Consider the following 22,372-nt stretch of genomic DNA (forward strand, 5'->3'; position numbering starts at 1 on the left):
GCAATAACAGTGAGAGAAAGCAGCTTGAAGAACATGTCCAATCAGCACCTGCGTGGTTTCACCTTGATCGAGATCTTGTTGGTGCTGGTGCTGCTCTCTCTGACGGCGGTGGCGGTGATCGCCACCCTTCCGACTCGCACTGATGACAGCGCCAAAAAATACGCCCAGAGTTTTTATCAACGATTGCAGTTGCTCAATGAAGAAGCGCTGCTCAGCGGTAAAGATTTTGGTATTCGTATCAATGAAGACAAATCCCGTTATACCTTGCTTGTATTGCAGGCAGAGGGATGGCAGAGCTTAGCACTCAACAAAATCCCTGCCACAACCGAACTGAAGAATGATGTTGCGCTGCAACTCTCCCTCGGGGGCGGTGTTTGGCAACAAGATGATCGCTTGTTTAAGCCGGGCTCTCTGTTTGATGAGGATATGTTTGCCGAAGAAGAAGGCAAAAAGAAAAAAGAGTCGCCGCCACAAATTTTCGTTTTGTCGAGCGGTGAACTGACGCCGTTCTCACTCTCTTTCTACCCACAAGACCGTGATGCGACAGAAGATGGTTGGCGCGTGAGGGCGAAAGATACCGGGCAAATTGTGCTGCTTGCCCCAGGCGAAGAAGAGAAAGAGTGATGGCCAACAGAGGTAAAAGCAGAGGCATGACGCTGCTGGAAGTGCTGGTTGCGCTGGCGATTTTTGCCACTGCGGCGATGAGCGTAATTCGAGCGGTCAGCCAACATATCAATACCATTGGCTATCTGGAAGAGAAGATGTTTGCCGCTATGGTGGCCGACAACCAGATGGCGAGTGTGATGCTCGACCCCAAATCGCTCAAAGCGCGCTCTGGCCAGGAAGAGATGGCCGGACGAACTTGGTACTGGAAAGTGGCGCCTGTGGCGACCGCGCAACCACTATTGAAAGCCTTTGACGTTAGCGTCGCGGTAGAGAAAGAATCGAATCCCATAGTGACGGTGAGAAGCTATGTCGGCCAGTAAAAGAAAGCGCCGACAGGGCTTTACCCTGATCGAAGTGTTGGTGTCGATCGCCATTTTCGCCACATTAAGCGTAGCCGCTTATCAGGTGGTGAATCAGGTGCAGCGCAGCAATCAGTTGTCGCAAGAGCGTAGTGCGCGTCTTAACGAGCTACAGCGAGCCTTGGTGATGCTGGATAACGATTTTCGTCAAATGGCGCTGCGCCCGATGCGCACTAATGGCGAAAGTCCATCAGCTAAGTTGATCGTCTGGGCTGATTATCTGCTCGAATCGGACAGTAAAGGGGTGATGTTTGCTCGTTTAGGCTGGCATAACCCTCAGCAGCAATTTCCGCGTGGTGAGGTGACGAAAGTCGGTTATCGCATCAAAGATGACAGGCTAGAGCGGGTATGGTGGCGTTACCCCGATACGCCCACTGGGCAAATGGGCGTCATTACGCCCTTGCTGAGTGGGGTGGAAACGTTTGAAATGCGTTTTTCCGATGGTAAGAAATGGAGCGATGAGTGGGATGTGGAGAACACCTTGCCCGCCGCCGTTTCGCTTGAATTGACACTGAAAGATTACGGCAAGATCTCGCGCGTCTATCTGACTCCGGAAGGAACGCTGCAAAAACGCGCCGACTCAGACAATCAGGATAGCAAGGATGACAACAATGGCTAAAGTGACCATCCGTCGTCAATCTGGCGTTGCTCTGGTGATTATCCTCATGCTGCTCGCTATTATGGCGACCATTGCGGCATCGATGTCAGAGCGGCTGTTTGCCCAGTTCCAGCGCGGCAGCAATCAAGTGAGCTACCAGCAAGCCTATTGGTATAGTTTGGGCGTGGAAGCGCTGGCCAAAGTTGCGATTGAGCAGAGCTACAAAGACAGTGATACCACGGTGAACTTAAACCAGCCGTGGGCGGTGGAAGAGAAAACCTATCCACTGGACTACGGTGAAGCGCGCGGGCGCATTTATGATCGCCAAGCGTGCTTTAACCTCAATGTGTTGGCGAGTGTTAAACCGCAGGATGGACAACTTGAGCGCCCTTACCTAGTCAAAGTGCTGCGAAGTTTGCTTGAAGAGAATGGGGTGGAAACGTATGAATCTGAGGTGGTCGCAGATTCGGTTTGGGAATTTATCGACAGTGACGACGCAGTTCGTTCCAGCTCGGGTGTGGAAGATGCCACTTACGAAGGTATGCAACCTTCGTATTTAGCGGCCAACGGCTTTATCGCCGACAGTAGTGAGCTGCGCGCGGTGTATAAGGTCACGGGTGAGATGATGGAAAAACTGCAACCCTTGTTGTGTGCTTTGCCGACTGATGACTGGCGATTAAATGTCAATACACTCGCCGAGGAGCAGAGCTCACTACTGGTGGCGCTGTTTTCGCCTACGCTTAATGAATCGAGTGCCAAAGATTTGATTGAAAAGCGACCATTTGACGGTTGGGCGAGTGTCGATGCCTTTATGGCAGAATCAGAACTGGCAGGTGTCAGTGATGAGATTAAAAAACAATCAAAAAAGTATCTCACCGTAGATAGTGCTTATTTTGAATTGGATGCGCAGGTCTTTGTTGATGACTCACGAGTGAGAATTCGCAGCCTAATGTACAGTAAAAACAGAGAAACCGTGACCGTTGTGCGTCGTCGTTTTGGAGGAATCAGTGAGCGAGTTTCTGACCGTTCGGCTGAGTAGCGAACAATATAGCCCGATCCCTTGGCTGGTTTGGTCTGCAGACCAACAAGAAGTGATCGCCAGTGGCGAGCTGCCAGATTGGCAGCAACTGGAAGAATTAAAACCTTTTGCAGAACAAAGAAGTGTGGTGGTACTCCTTGCATCGAGCGACCTTGTGCTCACTGATGTGGAGATCCCCGCTGGCGCCTCTCGTCAGATCGATAACATGCTGCCCTATCTGCTGGAAGATGAAATCGCGCAAGACGTGGACGACTTGCACTTTTCCATCTTGGCCAAAGAAGGCCGTCTTGCCCATGTTTGCGCCGTAGAGCGAGATTGGCTACATCACATTGTGGCGAAATTTCGTGAGCAAGGGATAGAGATCAAACGCATCGTGCCTGATTCTTTGGCGCTGCCGCTGAGTGACGAAGGGATGAGCGCCGCCCAACTGGGTGAGCAGTGGCTGTTTCGCCGCAGCGTCTATCAGGGCAGTGCGGTCGATCAAAGCTGGATGCCGCTCTATCTTGAGTCTTTGAGCTCTGACGAACCGTTAACGGTAACCAGTTTCAGTAGCATACCGCCAGAGACAGGTAAGGTGAATTGGTTGGCTCAGCCAGCTGAAATGACCATGGCACTGCTGAGCCAAGGCGTGGCAAACATCAAATTCTCTTTGCTGACTGGGGCATTTAAGCCGAAATCGTCTTGGCTGAAACACTGGAAAGTGTGGCAGAAGGTGGCAATCACTGGGGCGCTACTGATCGTTGCGGTGGTGGCGCAGCAGATGCTCACCATTCAACAATATGAAGCGCAGGCCAACGCCTATCGCGCGGAGAGCGAGCGTGTTTTCCGCCAGGTTTTGCCCGGTAAGAACAAGATCCCGACCGTCAGTTACCTCAAAAGGCAGATGGAAGACGAAGAGCGTCGTTTGTCTGGGGGCGCGGGTGGTGACTCCATTCTCGATTGGATGGCGCTCATTCCCGACACCATTGGTAAAGTGAAGAACTTTGAGGTGCAGAGCGTCAAGTACGATGGCAATCGCGGCGAAGTACGCATTCAAGCACAGAGCAAAGATTTCCAGATTTTCGAACAAGCTCGAGTCGCTCTGAGCGAACATTTTCAGGTGGAACAAGGGCAGCTCAACCGCACCGGCGATTCGGTGGTGGGCAGCTTTGTGTTGAAGCGTAAGTGAGGCCAGAATGACAAATTTACGAACCATGCTGCAAACTTGGTGGAGCGGCATCAGCCCTCGCGAACAGCGCCTAGTGATGGTGTGCAGTATTTTTGCCTTGTTAGGGGCAATTTATTGGGGCATTTTGCAGCCGATCGAGATGCGAGCCGAGCAGGCGCAGATGCGCATTCAGAGCGAAAAGCAACTGCTCGGTTGGGTGAAAGAGAAAGCGGACGACATCAGCCAAAAACGGGTGAGCGCTGGGGTACAGGTGTCCAATCAGCCACTCAACCAAGTGATCTCATCGTCCACTCGCCAATTCAACATCGAGCTGCAACGGGTGCAACCGCGCAATGAGATGTTGCAAGTGTGGGTGGCACCGATGCCGTTCAACCGTTTTGTCGATTGGTTGACCTATTTAAAAGAGAAACAAGGCATCGAAGTGGAATTTATGGATATTGACCGCGGAAAAGAAGCGGGCGTGGTGGAAATTAACCGATTGCAGTTTAAGCGAGGTTAATGTGAAACGCGGTATAGTTTATGGCCTGATTTTTATTGTTTTTTTCAGCATCAGCCTGATTTCGAGTATTCCGGCCAGTTTTGTGCTCAGTTATCTTCCGCCCGTGCGGGGGTTAGCGATTGAAGGTCCTTCCGGTACCATTTGGCAAGGCAGCGCGCACAAAATTACCTGGCAAGGACAAGATCTCGGCGAAGTGAACTGGGATGTGCAGTGGATGCCGCTGCTTACGGGCAATGCGGAAGTGGCATTGCGTTTTGGTCGCGGCAGCGAGATGAATTTACGTGGTAAAGGGCGTGTTGGTTATAGCCTAAGCCGAGGCGCTTACGTAGAAAATTTGCTGGCTTCGCTTCCCGCGAAGCACATCGCCAGCAAGATCCCGATGCCGTTACCGATTGATGTGGAAGGGCAAGTGGAGCTGAATGTCGCCCAAGCGGTGTATCAAGCGCCGTGGTGTGCAACAGGAGCTGGCACCTTAGTGTGGAGCATGGCCAAAGTGAGCACACCGATTGGTGGGCTCGACTTGGGCCCAGTGATCACCGATATTCAGTGTGAAAACAGTCTGCTCGTGGCCAAAGGATCGCAGCAGAGTGAACAGGTCAGCGCCTCCTTTAGCGCGGAAGTCAGCCCTAATCGCCAGTACGTCACCTCGGCGTGGTTTAAACCGGGGGCGGCGTTCCCTTCTTCGATGAAGTCACAACTAAGCTGGTTGGGCAATCCTAATGCTCAGGGGCAGTATCAGTTTGACTACAAAGGCCGCTTCTAGCCGTCCTAGTGGCAATGCACAACATGAAAAAGCGAGCGGATTTCCGCTCGCTTTTTTTGTCGTTGTCGGTTTGCTCTTACGCTAGTCTTTGCCCTGCAAAATATCATGCCACGGCAGATCGGCATCGCCCAACACAATGAAATTCGGGTTCTCTAACGTGTCGCGTTCGTTGTACGACAAAGGCTCCAGTTGAGTGCTGAGAATGCGACCACCCGCTTCTTCGACAATACACTGCGTCGCGGCGGTGTCCCACTCTCCGGTTGGGCCTAAACGGAGATAACAATCCACTGCGCCTTCCGCCACCAAACAGGCTTTGAGGGCCGCCGAGCCGAGCGGCACCAGATCGTAATTCCAAGCACTGCTCATGCGGTTGGTGATGCGATTGATGTCCTGACGACGGCTGATGGCAATTGCAATATTTTGCCCAGGCAGCTCATGCTTGTGGGTCTGAATTCTCAGGCTTTGATCCATCTGCGGGATTTTCCACGCGCCTTTGCCATGGTAAGCGTAGTAAGTTACGCCAGAGACCGGGCCATAGACCACGCCCATCACGGGCCGATTATTCTCCACTAACGCAATGATGGTGGCAAAGTCGCCGCTGCGCGCAATAAACTCTTGCGTGCCATCCAGCGGGTCAACTAGCCAATACCGGTTCCACTGCGCGCGCCTTTCTAAACTGATGTCGGCGGCCTCCTCAGACAGGACGGGAATGTCTGGGGTTAACTCACTGAGTTGCTTGGTGATCAGTTTGTGAGCGGCGAGATCGGCACTGGTGACCGGCGTCGCGTCGTCTTTGGTAAAGGCTTCATATTGCTTGGTTTGATAAATATCGAGGATCAGTTGTCCGGCAGAGCGGGCGATGTCGATGACCTGAGGTAATAGTTGAGATAAATCTTTTGTTGTCTGCATGGGGCTTGTCCTTACTACCCGGCTTGATTGAGCGCTTTAATGGCCAGTAGCAACGCAGTGATGCTGCGCGATTCACAAAAATCGAGGTGATTGAGCAGCTCTTCTGCCTGTTGCAAAGGCCAACGCACCACTTCCAGAGGTTCAGGCTCATCGCCTTGCAGCGTTTCTGGATACAGATCTTGCGCAATGAACAGTGTCATTTTGCTCGAAAAATAGGACGGAGCGAGCACGACCTGTTTGAGGGGCGTTAGTTTTCTTGCGCCAAAGCCGATTTCTTCTTTTAGTTCTCTGTCCGCTGCCTGCTCTGGGCTCTCACCACTGTCTATCAGCCCTTTAGGAAAACCGAGTTCATAACGTTCTGTGCCTGCAGCGTACTCCCTTACTAATAGTAGGTCACCCTGCTCAGTGATGGGAACCATCATGACGGCATTTCTGCCGCTCGGCTTCATACGTTCATAAATTCGTTCTTCGCCATTGGAGAAACGCAATTGCAGAGCTTCGATGGCAAACAGTCTGGACTTGGCAACAATGTCACTCTTGAGGATTTCGGGTTCTTTCCTTCGGCTCATTGCGTGTACTCCTTCACCGCGAGATGGTTAGCTGCGTTAAGTTAATAGGCAATTTTAGGGATTTGCTGAGTCAATATAAACGAAAAGAAAAAATAATCGAAAAGAAAAGGCTGGCGCAATGTGCCAACCTTTTTCTTTATCGCCATCTGGCGCGATTAATAGTACGAGTGCTCGCCACGATCGTGTTCTGTTGCATCACGTACCGCTGTCAGTTCTCCGGCAAACTGTTGCAGCAACTCTTTCTCAATGCCTTCTTTGAGCGTGACATCCACCATAGAACAACCGTTACAACCACCGCCGAAAGAGACAATCGCCACGCCTTGCTCGGTGATTTCCACCAAGTTGACATGGCCACCGTGCCCCGCCAACTGCGGGTTCACTTGAGTTTGAATTGCATATTCAACTCGTTCAATCAGCGGCGCGTCGTCAGACACTTTACGCATTTTGGCGTTTGGCGCTTTAAGCGTCAGTTGTGAGCCCATTTTGTCGCTGACGTAGTCGATCTCTGCATTTTCCAAAAAGGGCAGGCTCAACTCATCAACGTAAGCGGAAAAACCTTGGTAAGGAATTTCGGTATCGGTGCCTTCAACCGCTTCTGGTGGACAGTATGAAACGCCACATTCCGCATTCTGTGTGCCCGGATTGACGACGAAAATACGAATGTTGGTACCGTCAGGCTGTTGGCCTAATAGGTTGGCGAAGTGAGTTTGTGCAGATTCAGTAATAGTAATATTTGACACGACTAAATACCCGAGTGAATTTGTAGGTTATTGATGCCATTCTACTCCTGATAGCGAAAGGATCTAGTCTTTTGCAGCGAAAAAACCACCAATTTCAGCGCATGTACCGCTTGATCGATTGGTCGCTGATGGCGCTACTTCGGCTCAGGAGTGCGGCAGATGCAATAAATATCAATGCTTTCCACCCCGACTGCAAGCAGTAATTGGCATAATTGTCGCACTGTGCTGCCGGTCGTGACGACGTCGTCAACAATCGCCACGTGTTTGGCCTGAATTGGCCGATTTAAGCGAAAAGCGCCCGCGAGATTGCGCTGCCTCTGCTGTTTGTTGAGCCCTTGCTGGGGAGGCGTGTGAGTGGTGCGGCGAAAGGCGCCGGGCAGATAGTGCTGCCCAAGGGCGTGGGCCAACTGTGCGGCGAAAAGGTCGCTCTGATTAAAACCACGTCGCCACTGCCGACGCCAGTGCATGGGGACAGAGAGCAGCAGCGGGGCGGGCTCGGCAATGCGCTCGGCAAGGAGCACGGCAACGGGTTGACAGAAACGAAATTGGCGCTGGTGTTTGATCTGATTGACATACCAAGCGGTAGGAAATTGGTAATCGCTCAGGCAATACAAGCGTCGCCAAACGGGTGGGGTACGCAGACATTGGCCGCATTCGGCGACGTTACTTAAGGTGGGCAAACCACAGCGGCGGCAACGAGGCGTAGGTGAAAAATAGCCAAGACAATGGTCACACCAAAGAGAGGCGCTGGCAGATGAACAGGGTAAACCGCACAGGTGACACAGCCTAGGCAGTGATCGGAGTGTTTTTTCACGCAGCCAATGAGTTAACATAATCATTTCGAAATAAAAGCAGATGAGCACTCAATGTAGCCAACAGGCGAGACTGAGCGGAGTGGAAAAAGTGGGAGAGTGTTTGAGCATGGACACACAATTGCATTGGCAAGTGAGTGGGGAAGGGCAAGATTTGGTGTTGCTGCACGGCTGGGGAATGAACGGGGCAGTGTGGCAGCAGAGTGTGGAGCGCTTGCAAACGCATTTTCGGGTGCATGTGGTGGACTTGCCCGGCTACGGTCACAGCGCGCATCTGCCGGCCAGCAGTTTAGAAGCGATCGCCCAGTTATTGTTGCCGCATGCGCCTCGTCAAGCGATTTGGGTCGGCTGGTCGCTCGGTGGACTGGTGGCGACGCACATGGCGCTGCATCACGCCGACTATGTTAGCAAATTGGTGACGGTCGCCAGCTCGCCAAAATTTGCCGCCGAATCTAAATGGCGCGGCATTCAGCCCAGCGTGTTGCACGCGTTTACCGAGCAGCTCAGTGAAGACTTTCACACCACCGTAGAGCGCTTTATGGCACTGCAAGCCATGGGTAGCCCTTCCGCTCGTCAGGATGTGAAAAACTTAAAGCAGGCGGTGTTGTCGCGTCCAGAGCCGAACCCGCAAGCCTTGCTGGCTGGGTTGAAAATGTTGGCCGAAGTGGATTTGCGTGAGCACTTGCCGCATCTCATTATGCCGATGCTGCGTCTGTATGGTCGCTTGGATGGCTTAGTGCCCGTTAAGATTGCCGAGCAACTCACCGCTGCACTGCCGAGTAGCGAGCAGTTTATTTTCAGTCAATCGTCCCATGCGCCCTTTATCACCGAGCCCGAAAGTTTTTGCCATCAACTCATCAGGTTTGCGGCGAAATAAAAACTAAAATTGTTTAAATATTGGTCGATAACTAAGTGACCAAGGTTATTCTCACTGAAGGTTTTCCTCTCGGGAGCATGAATTGGCGCTGTTCGCAGCAATGCGCACGGCTGAGGGCGATTCTTTGAGGAGGTATCGCGATGATTGTGTCACCGACCACTGTGAGTGTGCCACTGATCGCCCCATCGGTAAATGTGCAAACAGAGCAGGTTGCGCGCGACAATCGAGTGCGTGAGCCCGTCGCGCCACCCGTGGCGCTGGCAAAGTCCAATGCGGAACGTAAAGTCAAAAGTGACGATAAACGGCGACGGCAGTCGTCTTGGGATCCGAGTGAACATCCCGGCTACGAGATGGATACTGCAGATAGCATCGCGGTGTATCATGATGAAGCCAAAGATGCGATTGATCGGCTCTTTAGTTTGATATCACTGGGCAGTTACGCAGAAGAGCAGGGCAAAGGCTATGCGATTCGTTACCGCCTACCTAAGCGCGTTTTGGATGCGGCGATAAAAGAAGGCGTGATGGAAAAGCGCCGAAAGATCATCAAATACCACTATGGTCATTCGGTCGTGCCCCACACTCCTTCGGAAGTGATTGCGGTGTTGTAAGCGCAATTCAATAAAAAACCCACAATGGGCAGCCGTTGTGGGTTTGTTTTTATTCAATGAGCTCTGTTGATTGCTGCGCTATTTTTTGGCTTTGGCAAAAGCAGCCGCAAATGCGCCACCCATCGCGCCCCCGAGAGTGTTGCCTTGTGGCTCATCACGACGTGGTGAGCGGCGCTCTTGACCGGAGCGAGGCGCCGCGCTGCGTTGGCTGCGGTTATCTTGCCCGGGTTCATCGTTTAAGCGCATCGAGAGGGCGATGCGTTTACGCTGCACGTCCACTTCCATCACCTTGACCTTGACGATGTCGCCTGCTTTGACGACTTCACGAGGATCGGCGACAAAGCGATCGGTCAACGCGGAAATGTGCACTAAGCCATCTTGATGCACACCGATATCGACAAACGCGCCGAAATTGGCCACGTTTGATACCACGCCTTCCAAAATCATTCCCACTTCCAGATCGCGCACTTCATGGATGCCTTCGGCAAACGTGGCAGTTTTAAATTCCGGGCGTGGATCGCGGCCCGGTTTATCCAACTCTTTGATGATGTCGGTAACCGTTGGCAGACCAAAATGTTCATCAGTGTAGTCGAGTGCACGCAGCCCTTTAAGGAAGTTGGAATCGCCAATCAGCGCTTTGACCTCTTTGTGATTTTTCTCGGCAATCGCCTTCACCACCGGATAGGCTTCCGGGTGCACCGCCGAGGCATCCAGTGGGTTTTTGCCATCCATAATGCGCAAAAAGCCCGCACACTGTTCAAACGCTTTTGGCCCTAAACGAGGCACTTTCTTCAAGGTTGCACGGCTAGCAAAGCGGCCGTTTTCGTCACGAAAATCGACGATGTTCTGCGCTAATGTGGTGGAAAGCCCCGCAACGCGAGTCAGCAGGGCGGCCGAGGCGGTATTCACATCCACGCCGACCGCGTTTACACAGTCTTCCACCACCGCGTCCAGACGTTTCGCCAACATGGCTTGACTGACATCGTGCTGATATTGGCCCACGCCGATCGATTTCGGATCGATTTTCACCAGCTCCGCCAGTGGGTCTTGCAGGCGACGAGCAATAGACACCGCACCGCGCAGCGAAACGTCCATATTCGGGAACTCCTTCGCCGCCAGTTCGGATGCCGAATAAACCGACGCTCCCGCTTCGCTGACCATGATTTTCTGTATTTTGAGGTTGCCACGCTTAATCAAATCCGCCGCAAAGGCATCGGTTTCGCGTGAAGCGGTGCCGTTACCAATCGCAATCAAATCGACATTGTGTTGCTTGATCAAGGCCGTTACGGTTTGCATTGCGCGATCATACTGGTTCTGTGGCACGTGCGGGTAGATGGTGTCGGTGGCCAGCACTTTGCCGGTGGCATCGACTACCGCTACTTTACAACCGGTGCGCAGGCCCGGGTCGAGTCCTAAGGTGGCGCGTGGCCCAGCCGGAGCGGCCATCAACAGATCTTTGAGGTTGGTGGCAAACACTTCAATCGCTTCGATTTCGGCACGCTCTTTCATCGCGCCCATCAACTCGGTTTCCATATGCATCGAAACCTTGATGCGCCATGCCCAGCTAATGACCTGTTTACGCCAAGGGTCGGCTGGTGCACTGCTGAGTGTCACGCCGTAGTGATCGGCAATCAGCGTCTCGCAGTAAGATTGACGTGCGTTCTCTTCTTGTCCCGGATCGGCGTTGAGCGTCAAGCTCAAAAAGCCTTCATTGCGGCCACGCAGCATCGCCAGCGCGCGGTGTGATGGCACCTTGCTGATGAGCTCGTTGTGCTCAAAGTAGTCTTTGAACTTCTCGCCTTCCTGCTCTTTGCCCGCCACGACGCGCGAAACAATTTCCGCATTACGCGTCAGGTGCGTACGGATTTTCTCCAGCAAGTTCGCGTCTTCGGCGATGCGCTCCATGATGATCGCGCGTGCGCCATCCAGCGCGGCCTTGTTCTCTTCGACTCCTTTTTCTGCGTTAATGTAGCGCGCGGCTTCGCTTTCAGGTTCGGTCTGTGGCTGGTTCCACAGCGTATCGGCCAGCGGTTCGAGGCCCGCTTCAATCGCTATTTGCCCTTTAGTGCGGCGTTTGGGTTTGTATGGCAGGTAGAGATCTTCTAAGCGCGTTTTGCTGTCTGCGTTGAGGATCTCTCTTTCCAGTTCGGCGCTCAGTTTGCCTTGCTCGGCGATTGATTTAAGAATGGTTTGGCGACGGTCGTCCAGCTCGCGTAGATAAGACAAACGGCTATCGAGGTTACGCAGCTGCGTGTCGTCCAACCCGCCCGTCACCTCTTTGCGGTAGCGGGCAATAAAGGGCACTGTGTTGCCGTCATCAATTAGGGTGACGGCGGCGATGACCTGCTCCGGGCGTACATTCAGCTCCTGAGCAATCAGATTACAGATAGCTTGGCTCATCCGTGGGATCTCTTTGTTCTTCGTTAATGTGGCTAATATGGGGATGGTAATGCGTCGATTCCACCCCGCAATGCATGAATCGGCCAGCAAGGGCGCAGTGGGGGGATTAATAGCACGTTTCGCCGTGGCTTTTGAGAGCATACAGTCAATTCTTTGGCCTGCACTGGTAAAAGCGGGCAAAAGTCGTTACTTTTCGCTCCATCTGATTCCGTTCGAACCGATAAAGGAAAGTGCGTGAAAACCAAAATGATTACCCGTGAGGGGTACAACAAGCTCAAAAAAGAGCTCGATTATCTGTGGAAAGAGCAGCGTCCGGAGATCACGCAGAAAGTGGCGTGGGCCGCGAGCCTTGGCGATCGCTCTGAAAACGCAGATTACACCTACAACAAACGCTTGCTGCGCCAAATTGATCGCCGCGTGCGCTTTTTGAGCAAATTGCTACCGGAAGTGAAGATCGTCGATTACGCGCCGCAACAAGAGGGCAAAGTCTTCTTCGGCGCGTGGGTAGAAATTGAAAACGAAGCGGGCGAAGTAATGAAGTTTCGCATCGTCGGCCCAGAAGAGATCTACGGCGACGCCAAAGGCTACATTTCGATTGATTCGCCGATGGCGCGCGCGCTGCTGAAAAAAGAAGTCGATGACGAAGTGCAAGTGCCGACGCCAAGCGGCATCAAAGAGTGGTTTATCAATTCGATTGAATACGATAAAGGGGAGTGATGTTTTACTCTCGAGTACCACTCAACAAGGCTTGTATTGCAGATTCTCTCCAATGGGGAGAGTCGCTCATAAAGGGGCGCGGTCAGCGTTTCTCTAAGCTTAATAAGTAATTGCGCAGATTGACGCCGCGGTTGGTGATGCCCAATTTGTTGCGCAGGCTGTTGCGGTGGTTTTCCACCGTTTTCCGCGCCACATTAAGCGTGCTCGCGATCTCTTGGCTCGACATGCCACTGCGAATGAACTCCGCCACCTGTAGCTCCGACGGTGTCAGCACTTCGAGTAAGCGACTGTTGATCGCACCGCCCTCTTGCAGCAGATTTTCCATATTGGTTTTGACGATTTCCAGGCACAGTTTCAAGCTCGGATCTTGCAGTTGCGACAGGCGTCGTTCCACTTCTGGTAGGTGTTTGCTGCGGATTTCTTGTTGCAGTTCATCAGGGAGCTGAGTTGTTCCTGATTGACTCAATAGGCTCAAGGACTCGGTCAGCTCATGAATGATTTGATAGTCTTGTTCAATGGCGCTGAGTTTCGGCTCGATAGCGACTTTTTCCTTCGATTCAATTTGCAAGCAATACAGTGGTTGGTAATCCGCGTCGTGCAACAGACAGATGGAAAAGTGCAAATTGGCAATGTCAAAACTGAGCTGATTCACTTCGCCTCGCACCATAGCGCGAATTTGGCTGATGAACAGTGGCCCAACCAGGAAAACCAAGTCATCTAAGGTCTGCAGTGACAAGGTGGCAACCGGATAGTTGCTGGCGACTACCTTTTCTTCACGATCAAAGGCCACAAAATAAATGTCATGCAGCGCAAGCAACTGTTGATACATGTTGCTAGTCATTCGACTATTCATCGTGTCTGAAGAGGGCATAAACCGTCACATTTCTCTGCTGATTGAACCTGAACCGACAATATACCTATCTTTTACCTATTAGGCATCTCAATTTTCACCATCGCTCACGGTGCGACTTTGCTCATCCAAGGGGATAATTCACTCAAAATGGCGCCTTATTGCTCAATTATCGGCCGATTTTGCGATTGTTATCACGATGTAAAATGTACTTGGCGCGATCTTGATCTCATTTAAATACCTATAAAATACCTAAATTAATACCTACCTAATACCCATAAGGTTGGATGAAAGATGGAAAAACAAGCAATAATCAGTTTATGTCGTGCGGTAAGTATGAGTGCTGTGCTTGCCGTGAGCAGTTTGGCATTCGCAGCCACGGAAACCAAAGGTCCTAATGGAGAAAGCGCCACTCCGTATTCACAAGTCACGCTTTCCGAAGTGGAGAAAAATCAAGTGCGCGCTGCGGGATACACCGCGGCAATTTTGATGCACAGCACATCCGATTGGTCCAATGCCTTGATTGAAGGGGCAAAGGACAAATTTGCCGACCTGAACATCAAAGTGGTTGCGGTCACGGATGCGGAGTTCAACGCCAATAAACAGAAGACGGACGTTGAAACCACCATGGCGATGAAGCCAGATATTCTTATTTCGTTGGTCGTTGATCCGGTCTCGGGTGCTGCGGCGTTTCGTCCTGCGGTCGAGCAGGGCAGTAAGCTTGTGCTGATCAGTAACCTACCAAGCGGTTTTGAGCATGGTAAAGATTACGCCGGTATTGTGACGGATGATTTATTCCAGATGGGCAAAATTGCGGCTGACCTTATTGCTGATGCCGTGGATGAAAAAGGAAAAGTCGGTTTTATCTACCACGAAGCGAATTACTACGTCACTAACCAGCGCGATCAAGCAGCGTTAGCCAACTTGCAACAACGCTATTCAAACATCGAAGTGGTCGCAAAACGCGGTATTGCCAATGCCAACGATGGTGAAGTGATCGCCTCAGCCATGATTACCCAATATCCTGACATTAAAGCGATTTATGCGCCATGGGACAGCATTGCCGAAGGGGTAGTCGCTGCTACTCGTGCCGCAGGGCGCAAGGACATCAAAGTGATTACCATGGATTTGGGCGCAGCCAATGCGCTGGACATGGCCAAGCAACGCAACGTGGCCGGCATTGTCACCGATTTGCCTTATGACTTGGGCCAAACGTTGGCTCGCATGGGGGCGTTAGCGAAGTTGGAGCGTCCTACACCACCGTTTGTCACGGTGGGAGCGAGTGCGGTGACCCGAGACAACCTGTTGGATGCGTGGCAGCAAGCGTTGCGCCGCCCTGCGCCTGAAGCGGTGCAAAAAGCCCTCAAATAACAGCGTTCGTCATTGGCCTGCCACGGCGCTGGCAGGCTGAACTAGATTCAGACAGGGAGAGAGTGTGTGAGTAATGCAATTGAAGCTCGCGGTGTCAAAAAAGGGTTTGATGGTACTCCAGTGTTGAAAGGAGTCGATTTCACCTTAAAGCAAGGCGAAGTTCATGCTTTGGTCGGGCAAAATGGCGCTGGGAAATCCACGTTGGTGAAGCTGATAAATGGTTTCCATGCTCGTGATGGTGGTGAAATTCGCTTGTTTGGCAAAGCGGTCACCTTCTCGTCACCGAAGGCCGCACAAGCCGCTGGAATTGCGATGGTTTATCAGGATCTCAGCCTCGTACCGACATTAAGTATCGCTGACAATATTTTTCTTAACCATCCGACCGCAAAGCGCAGCTTGATTTCCAACCGTGCCCGCGAGCGTCAAGCGAGGCCACTGCTGGAGTTGCTGGGCGTGGAGATTGACCCTAGCCAGCTTGTTGAAACCTTGAGCTTGGGTGAGCAGCAGCTAGTGGAAATAGCCAAGGCGCTGGCATTGGATGCCAAAATATTAGTGTTAGATGAGCCGACGGCGTCACTCTCCAACAATGAAATCAACGAGCTATTTCGTGTGATCGAAAAACTTAAGGTGAGTGGTATCAGCATCATCTACATCACGCACTATTTGGCCGACATCCTGCGCATTTGCGATGCCGTGACGGTGCTACGTGATGGCTACAGTGTGCTGGAAACCGCGACGTCACAAACGTCAGTCGATGCGCTGGTTGAGGCGATGTTAGGCAATAAAAGCGATACCCAAATGGATTGGCTTCGCCCGGCGGTGGACACGCAGAAAGTGCCGTTGCTTGAACTCAGAGAGGTGACGACCGATCAGCTTGATGCGATTTCGCTCAAAGTGATGCCAGGACAAGTGGTGGGCTTAGCGGGTTTACTGGGCAGTGGTCGCACTGAAATCTTGCAAGCCATCTATGGTTTAACGCCGCTCACCAAAGGGGAAGTCTTGGTTGAGGGCAAACCAGTACACATCCGTTCACCGCGGGATGCGATTGAAAATGGCATCAATATGGTGCCCGAAGAGCGCCGTTCACAAGGGTTAGTACTGGATTTCTCCGTGTTTGATAACCTGCTGATGGCCTCTTTTGATCGCATTTCTCACTCTTTGGTTATTGATAAAAATGAAGGGCAAGACATTGTCGATGCAGCGATTCGTCGTCTTGGCGTAAAAACCTCTGGTGCGTCCCAAGCGGTGCGGTTTCTTTCTGGAGGCAATCAGCAAAAAGTGGTGATTGGCAAATGCCTCTCGACCCAAGCCAAAGTGCTGTTGCTTGATGACCCGACATTTGGCATCGATATCAATGCCAAATATGAAATCATGAAAATCGTCAATCAGTATGTGGAACAAGGCAACGGGGTGATTTTTGTCTCCAGTGAATATGCCGAAGTGGGCAGCTTTTGCGATGTGATCTACGTGGTCAACAAAGGTCGAATCGTTAAACAGATTCAGGGACAACGAATGTCAGAAGAGGAGTTGCTGGCAGCGGTCCAGTAATAAGGAAATGAGCTATGAATGAAAAAACCATCCCAGCGCCAAAAGAACGCACCATCCAGTGGCGTGACTATATTATCTATTTTGTGTTTGTCGGCATCTTTCTCTTCTTTTCGGTGATGCTGCACGACAAGGGCTTCTTGACCTCGATGAACTTGATGAACATCGCGCGTCAAACCGCCACCATCGCGATTATGGCGGTGGGGATGACCTTTGTGCTCAGTGCGGCAGAGATCGATCTCTCCTTTGGTGCGACGGTGGCCTTATCGGCGATCGTCTCAGCGTTAACGCTGCAAGAGACGGACAGCATTTTGATGGCGGTTTCGGCGGCGTTGTTGGTCGGTACCATGATCGGCTTTATCAATGGCATTTTTGTTACTCAGGTCGGTATCCCATCGTTTCTCGTTACCTTAGGGACGACAGGCATCATTACGGGTGTGGCACGTTGGTCTACCTCTTTGCAATCCATTCCGATTGATAACGATACCTACGCGTTTATTTTCGGTTCTGGTGATATTGGCCCTTTCTCGGTGCTGTTTATTTGGACCTTAGTGGTCACCGTGATTGGGGCCTTTGTGCTGCGCAACACCACCTTTGGCAAACACGTTCTGGCAACGGGGGGGAATAAGGTCTCTGCCATGTACTCAGGGATTAACGTCAACCGAATCAAACTCTATGTGTTGATGCTCAATGGCTTCCTTGCCGCTTTGGCGGGCATTCTCTACTCCGGACGCTTGTACAGCGCACGATATACCTTAGGTGAGAGCGATTTGATGCTGGTGATTGCAGCGGTGATCATCGGCGGAACCAGTTTGTTTGGTGGCAAAGGCACCGTAATTGGCTCGGTGATTGGCGCATTAATCATGGGAATGGTGAATAACGGATTGATTCTGATGGGCCTCAACGTCGATCAGCAGCTTATTCTGCGTGGGATTATCGTGATTGTCGCGGTGACGTTCACCATGGGACAAATTAAACAGTTGCGCAAAAAATAGCCGATAAAAAATTAAGGAGAACAACAATGGTAAACCAACAACAGATCGCTGAGCAGATCGCCAAGTGGAGTCTGAAAGAGAAAGTCGGACAACTGTTTATTTTGGCCTTTCCGGGTAAATCGGCCCAGGCGGCGCAACAAATGATCGCGGAATACAATCTCGGTGGTTGCTACCTGAGCCAAGATAACGCAGAAACCTTTGCTGAGGCACAAGCGCTCAATAAAGGGTTGCAGAGCATCTTAGAGGCACATCAGCGTTTGCCTTTGCTGCTTGGCGTCGATCAAGAAGGCGCTTGGGGCGTGCTGGTGGGTGAGTCGACAACGGGGCCTGGCAACTTGGCACTGGGCGTGGCGGATAAAACCATCGGCACGGAACGTATGTACCAAGTGTTTGCGCAAGAGATGCGCAGTGCCGGTTTTAACTGCATCCTTGGCCCTTGCTGCGACGTGAACTTAAACCCCGCCTCCCCGATCATCGATACTCGTTCGTTTGGTGATCAGCCAGAGAAAGTCTCACGCCACTCTGCGGCCGCGGTACGAGGATTACACAATGGCGGCATCACTGCATGTGCCAAACATTTCCCTGGCCACGGTGACACTCACGGTGATACGCACCGCGATATTCCACGTGTCGATAAATCTTACGCAGAGCTGAAAGTCAACGACTTAGCGCCATTTCAAGCTGCGATTGATGCCGGTGTCGATCTGGTGATGACCAGTCATATTCTTTATCCGCAATTAGACGCCCATGCGCCAGCGACACTGTCGCCAACCATTTTGCAGCAAGTGCTGCGTCAGGATATGGGCTTTGAAGGGGTGATTATTTCCGACAGCATGAACATGGGCGCGATTGTCAACCACTACACGCCAGTGGATGCCGCAGTCAAAGCGATGCGAGCGGGGATTACCATGATAATGCTTTCTGAGGAACATTATGACCACTCCGATGCCTATTTAGACAAACAACTGGCGATGATCCATGGTGTGATCGATGCCGTTGAGCAGGGGGATTTAGCGGAATCAGTGATCGATCAAGCTTTGGAGAAAGTGGTGCGCCTAAAACTGGAGAAACTGGTACCGATGGCGTTGTACCAAGATCTTTCTCTTACCGAGAACCAACAAGTGGCAGCGGACGTATCTCAGGGCGCAGTGACTTGGGTTCGCGGTGGGCTTGAGCTTAGCGGTCAGAAACTCTATTTGCTCAATGCCACACCAGCGGCAAGTTACCACAACTTAATGAATCCTCGTGGTATCGGCCCCAACCAAGCATTGCCCGCGTTCAGCGCGCTGTGTCAGGCTTTAACGGAACAAAACGCCAATTGGCAATTGATCCAAGAAGAGCAATTGGATGCATGTCGTGATGGTTGCCTCATTGTAGTGACCGAGAATCACCCATTGCCTGGAGAGGACTTTGAGCAAGTTGAAGCGCAAGCCAAGGTACAGCAGCTCAGTCAGGATTTCCCTAACCTGATCGTCCTTGCGCTACGAAGTCCTTACGACTTACTGCAATACCCACATGTGAAGCATTATTTATGCTCGCATTCCCCAAGGCCAGAAAGTGCCATTGCCGCCGCTCGTGTGTTAACTGGGGACACAGCGCCTGCTAGAGGCTGCGCTGTGGTTCGCGTTAGCTAAACGGTCTCTATTTGTTAAACGTAATCTGAATACCCCACTGCTCATTATTGAGCAGTGGTTGGACTCCTAGTGGTTTGTGGTTGGGAGAGATGGACAAGGCAAGGAGCCTTAAATAAAAACTCAACGAGGAAAAACATGTTTACAACGAAAAAAGCACTGCTAACAGCCTCTGTCGCAGTGGCGTTGGCCACACCCGTCCACGCAAGTGGCATCCAAGGTTTCCTAGATGCGTTACGCAACTTTGAATCGGGAATCAATCCAGCGCTTGCGGATTTTTACCTACAAAACCTTGATAATCCCGTCTACACCTATGCGCAGGTAACCAGTCCAGGACGATTGGTTCGCGACTGCTCTACGGGTTCCATGCTCTCGGAGCCAACCACAATCAGTCAGTTTTTTACTAAGCTTGGCGTGGATAGCATCTACAATCCCCTCACTCCAACGGACGCTGAAATGTTCCGTCAAATGCAATATAACTCAATGAACGCGTGGGGATTTATTGGCTATCAACTGGGTGAGGCTGTCTTGATCGACGCGGGTTACTACAGCCCGAAAACAGTCTCGATTGCGGGTAAAGATTACGACAGTTTCTACATGTTTGTGCCGGATTCGACGTGGGTTGGCTGTAAGACCGAGGCACTGGCAGAAATTGAGGGCTCTGGCGGTAACCAGGTTTATGTCACAGACAACAACCGCTGGGAAGGGACGTTCGTTGGCAAAAATGGTGTGAACTCACTGGCGGATTTGCGTTTACCAGAAAAGCAAGAGTTGGTGATGCGCGACGCCATGCATTTTAACGTTAAGGTGATCAGTAAACTTCTTGCCGATGCCAACGTTACTTGGGAGCAAGCGTTAGCGAAAAGCTGGCCCGGTACTGATGCCAATGGCAACCCGATCCAAATCCAAGCGACGATGTCCGGTATCCTTGCGGCCGCGCATTTGCGTGGGGCTTGGGGAACTGCAACACTGTTGACAAAAGATCAAATTACCTGTGATGAACTGGGCACTTGTATCACCACTTATATCCACAAGTTCGGCGGCTTTAACACCATTTTTGACACCCCAGCAAACGATGTGATTGAAGGTTCGCAATACAATGAAGTGCTGTCTGCGGGCTTGGGCAACGATATCGTGATTACGGGTGGGGGTGTTGACCAAGTGCTGCTCAATGAGCAACTGGGCAGCAACACCACAATTTCTGATTTTACCGTCGGTGAAGACAAAATCATCCTGCGAGGATGGCAGGCAACAGACCCTCTGGCTGGCTTGGTTGTCGCATCAGTCGCAGGCGGCACTGAACTGCAGTTCTCAGGGCAAACTGTGCTGCTTTCAGGCGTGAATGCCGCTGAGGTTCAAGCGAATCCAGCTGCGGTGATTGCAAAATCGGATATCTACAGACTGGCATGGAATTCAGGCAAAAAAGTGGTCACTGGTTTTGACCCTCTGGTCGACAAGATTGAAGGCTCTGCTGGTATTGGTTTTAAACATTTGAAAGCGTACGAAACCGCAACGTCAGTGGTGATAGGACCGCAAGCGGAAGATGGCGGCATCTACGCATCCTATGAGTTGGTTGGTTTAACGCTAGCGGACATCAATCCAGAGATGTTTGTTAACGTGACAGGTGGGTACGATCGTCTTGGTTATATTGTTCCACTCAACAGCGTAAGCTGGGGATGGAATGTTCAGATGGTGGTGAACAACTTCTACCCCGCGAAAACGGTGATCACAACAGCAAGTAACGAAGCGATTCCGTTCAATGCGGTTAAACTGACTCAGGTAGGGAGTGATACAGTACTAACCCTGTTAGATCCGTTCGCCCAAGGCAACAAGAAAAGCTTAGTGCTCAAGAACACTCAGTTGTCAGCACTGACGGCAAGCAATTTTGCTGGCTTCACCGGAAGCTTCAATGAAGTGACAACAGATATTCCGGTTGTCTACCAAATCACAGCGTCAGTGAATGGAATGGGTGGGGTGATTTCGCCAGCGCCAGATGCAGGTGGTGTCATCTCAGCACGAGGTGGCGCTGACTTTACAGTGAACTTCGTTGCTGACTCAGGCTATAAGGTCAGCAGCATCATAGTTAACGGTGTGAATCAACCTGTGGCGAGCAGCTTTACATTCCCATCTTTAGCCGCGAATCAAACATTGGTGGTGAGTTTTGAACCAGGTAGTGCATGTCCTGTCAACTGGGTTGCAGGACAAGTGTATGTTGGCGGCGATCAAGCGGTTTATCAAGGAAACATCTACCAAGCAAAATGGTGGACCAACAACGATAGACCCGATCAAGGTGGTCCTTGGCAGTTAGTGGGACCATGTAACTAACGCTATCTTAGTGGAGATATCAAACCCGCCTTGTGCGGGTTTGTTTTATCTCAACCATTCGTGATGAGGAGCGTTGCAACCTCAGGGCGCATAAGCTAAAAAAGTAATAAAGATTAACAATTCTTTGCGCCATCAAACTATGATTGGTGTTACATTTTACTCGGCCGAATTGGGTGGCGATTTTGCAGATAGGTGGACAGACAGATGCAAGAAAATTATAAGATTTTGGTGGTCGATGACGATGCTCGCTTACGGGCGCTCTTAGAGCGTTACCTTTCTGAGCAAGGTTTCCAAGTGCGTAGTGTCGCCAACGGAGAGCAGATGGATCGCCTACTGACGCGCGAAAACTTCCACCTGATGGTGCTGGATCTCATGCTGCCGGGCGAAGATGGCTTGTCGATTTGCCGTCGTCTGCGTAATGCCAACAACATGCTGCCTATTTTAATGCTGACCGCCAAAGGCGACGAAGTAGACCGTATTGTCGGCCTCGAAGTGGGCGCGGATGACTATCTACCGAAACCGTTTAACCCACGTGAGCTCTTGGCTCGCATCAAAGCGGTGCTGCGTCGCCAAATCATCGAACTGCCGGGCGCACCCAGCTCGGAAGAGAAAATCGTCGAATTTGGTGAGTTTCGCTTAAACCTTGGCACGCGAGAGATGTTTCGTGGCGATGAGCCAATGCCGCTCACTTCCGGTGAGTTTGCCGTGCTGAAATCGCTGGTGACCAATGCGCGTGAGCCGATGTCGCGCGATAAACTGATGAACATGGCGCGTGGCCGTGAGTATTCCGCGATGGAGCGTTCCATCGACGTACAAATCTCCCGTTTACGCCGCATGTTAGAAGAAGACCCAAGCAAACCGCGTTACATTCAAACCGTGTGGGGCTTGGGTTATGTGTTTGTCCCTGATGGCAAACAGGCCTAAAGCGCGA

22 protein-coding genes are annotated in these 22,372 nt (G+C 51.6%); 16 read left to right on the top strand and 6 right to left on the bottom strand.

All coding sequences use genetic code 11. From position 1 onward, the window contains the following. Positions 1-33 precede the first annotated feature (33 nt). From gspH to I3X05_RS00665, 7 genes are read left to right on the top strand one after another with little or no spacing between them, the layout of a single operon-like run. Entirely contained in the window at positions 34-624 is a 591-nt protein-coding gene (gene gspH, locus I3X05_RS00635) for a type II secretion system minor pseudopilin GspH (RefSeq protein ID WP_193157678.1), read from the top strand. Continuing rightward, entirely contained in the window at positions 624-986 is a 363-nt protein-coding gene (gspI, locus tag I3X05_RS00640) for a type II secretion system minor pseudopilin GspI (RefSeq protein ID WP_226972319.1), read from the top strand. The genes gspH and gspI overlap by 1 nt, the downstream gene beginning before the upstream one ends. Next, the gene (gene gspJ, locus I3X05_RS00645) at positions 973-1,644 is read left to right on the top strand and encodes a type II secretion system minor pseudopilin GspJ (RefSeq protein WP_045572364.1); all 672 of its coding nucleotides are present in this window, start codon (positions 973-975) and stop codon (positions 1,642-1,644) included. Before gspI ends, gspJ begins: the two co-directional genes overlap by 14 nt. Continuing rightward, a complete protein-coding gene (gene gspK, locus I3X05_RS00650) occupies positions 1,637-2,662 on the top strand; it encodes a type II secretion system minor pseudopilin GspK (protein WP_193157679.1) in 1,026 nt (341 codons plus the stop codon). Before gspJ ends, gspK begins: the two co-directional genes overlap by 8 nt. Beyond that, positions 2,631-3,830: a type II secretion system protein GspL gene (gene gspL, locus I3X05_RS00655; protein WP_045572366.1), complete on the top strand. Its 1,200-nt coding sequence runs from the start codon at positions 2,631-2,633 to the stop codon at positions 3,828-3,830. Before gspK ends, gspL begins: the two co-directional genes overlap by 32 nt. A 7-nt stretch (positions 3,831-3,837) precedes the next feature. Further along, complete coding sequence (locus I3X05_RS00660) at positions 3,838-4,329, top strand: type II secretion system protein M (protein ID WP_193157680.1); 492 nt, start codon at positions 3,838-3,840, stop codon at positions 4,327-4,329. A gap of 1 nt (position 4,330) precedes the next feature. Next, entirely contained in the window at positions 4,331-5,092 is a 762-nt protein-coding gene (locus I3X05_RS00665; RefSeq protein WP_337970893.1) for a type II secretion system protein N, read from the top strand. Between the two features lie 81 nt (positions 5,093-5,173). Here I3X05_RS00665 and cysQ read toward each other — a convergent pair whose 3' ends face one another. The 4 genes from cysQ to I3X05_RS00685 form a co-directional block, all read right to left on the bottom strand. Then, the gene (gene cysQ, locus I3X05_RS00670; protein WP_193157681.1) at positions 5,174-6,001 is read right to left on the bottom strand and encodes a 3'(2'),5'-bisphosphate nucleotidase CysQ; all 828 of its coding nucleotides are present in this window, start codon (positions 5,999-6,001) and stop codon (positions 5,174-5,176) included. Positions 6,002-6,015: 14 nt separating this feature from the next. Beyond that, positions 6,016-6,570, bottom strand: coding sequence for an ADP compounds hydrolase NudE (nudE, locus tag I3X05_RS00675; RefSeq protein WP_039422660.1), 555 nt, complete (start codon positions 6,568-6,570; stop codon positions 6,016-6,018). 155 nt (positions 6,571-6,725) lie between these two features. Next, the gene (gene nfuA, locus I3X05_RS00680; RefSeq protein WP_045572369.1) at positions 6,726-7,310 is read right to left on the bottom strand and encodes a Fe-S biogenesis protein NfuA; all 585 of its coding nucleotides are present in this window, start codon (positions 7,308-7,310) and stop codon (positions 6,726-6,728) included. Between the two features lie 134 nt (positions 7,311-7,444). After that, the gene (locus I3X05_RS00685) at positions 7,445-8,143 is read right to left on the bottom strand and encodes a phosphoribosyltransferase family protein (RefSeq protein ID WP_082069810.1); all 699 of its coding nucleotides are present in this window, start codon (positions 8,141-8,143) and stop codon (positions 7,445-7,447) included. A gap of 88 nt (positions 8,144-8,231) precedes the next feature. Here I3X05_RS00685 and bioH point away from each other — a divergent pair, with 88 nt between their 5' ends. Further along, entirely contained in the window at positions 8,232-8,999 is a 768-nt protein-coding gene (gene bioH / locus I3X05_RS00690; RefSeq protein WP_045572408.1) for a pimeloyl-ACP methyl ester esterase BioH, read from the top strand. Positions 9,000-9,139: 140 nt separating this feature from the next. After that, positions 9,140-9,607, top strand: a complete 468-nt coding sequence (locus I3X05_RS00695; protein WP_193157682.1) for an ATP-dependent Lon protease — start codon at positions 9,140-9,142, stop codon at positions 9,605-9,607. Between the two features lie 78 nt (positions 9,608-9,685). On the opposite strand, the gene I3X05_RS00700 is transcribed toward I3X05_RS00695, so the two are convergent. After that, on the bottom strand, positions 9,686-12,007 hold the full coding sequence (locus tag I3X05_RS00700) for a Tex family protein (RefSeq protein ID WP_337971158.1): 2,322 nt from the start codon (positions 12,005-12,007) through the stop codon (positions 9,686-9,688). A gap of 234 nt (positions 12,008-12,241) precedes the next feature. On the opposite strand from I3X05_RS00700, the gene greB reads away from it, so the two are divergent. Further along, on the top strand, positions 12,242-12,724 hold the full coding sequence (gene greB / locus I3X05_RS00705) for a transcription elongation factor GreB (protein ID WP_045572374.1): 483 nt from the start codon (positions 12,242-12,244) through the stop codon (positions 12,722-12,724). A gap of 82 nt (positions 12,725-12,806) precedes the next feature. Here greB and I3X05_RS00710 read toward each other — a convergent pair whose 3' ends face one another. Further along, positions 12,807-13,553, bottom strand: coding sequence for a helix-turn-helix domain-containing protein (locus I3X05_RS00710; protein WP_139046435.1), 747 nt, complete (start codon positions 13,551-13,553; stop codon positions 12,807-12,809). Positions 13,554-13,868: 315 nt separating this feature from the next. On the opposite strand from I3X05_RS00710, the gene I3X05_RS00715 reads away from it, so the two are divergent. From I3X05_RS00715 to ompR, 6 genes are all read left to right on the top strand, one after another. Then, positions 13,869-14,945: a substrate-binding domain-containing protein gene (locus I3X05_RS00715; protein ID WP_045572376.1), complete on the top strand. Its 1,077-nt coding sequence runs from the start codon at positions 13,869-13,871 to the stop codon at positions 14,943-14,945. 66 nt (positions 14,946-15,011) lie between these two features. Next, entirely contained in the window at positions 15,012-16,493 is a 1,482-nt protein-coding gene (locus I3X05_RS00720) for a sugar ABC transporter ATP-binding protein (protein WP_045572377.1), read from the top strand. A gap of 14 nt (positions 16,494-16,507) precedes the next feature. Beyond that, positions 16,508-17,485 carry an ABC transporter permease gene (locus tag I3X05_RS00725; RefSeq protein ID WP_045572378.1) on the top strand — a complete coding sequence of 326 codons (978 nt, stop codon included), beginning with the start codon at positions 16,508-16,510 and terminating at the stop codon, positions 17,483-17,485. A gap of 26 nt (positions 17,486-17,511) precedes the next feature. Next, positions 17,512-19,119, top strand: a complete 1,608-nt coding sequence (locus I3X05_RS00730; protein ID WP_045572379.1) for a glycoside hydrolase family 3 N-terminal domain-containing protein — start codon at positions 17,512-17,514, stop codon at positions 19,117-19,119. Positions 19,120-19,254: 135 nt separating this feature from the next. Beyond that, a complete protein-coding gene (locus I3X05_RS00735) occupies positions 19,255-21,441 on the top strand; it encodes a carbohydrate-binding protein (RefSeq protein WP_045572380.1) in 2,187 nt (728 codons plus the stop codon). A 204-nt stretch (positions 21,442-21,645) separates the two neighbouring features. Then, positions 21,646-22,365: a two-component system response regulator OmpR gene (ompR, locus tag I3X05_RS00740; protein WP_039422689.1), complete on the top strand. Its 720-nt coding sequence runs from the start codon at positions 21,646-21,648 to the stop codon at positions 22,363-22,365. The last annotated feature ends 7 nt before the right edge of the window (positions 22,366-22,372 follow it).

It is taken from the genome of Vibrio navarrensis (assembly GCF_015767675.1).
Lineage (GTDB): Bacteria > Pseudomonadota > Gammaproteobacteria > Enterobacterales > Vibrionaceae > Vibrio.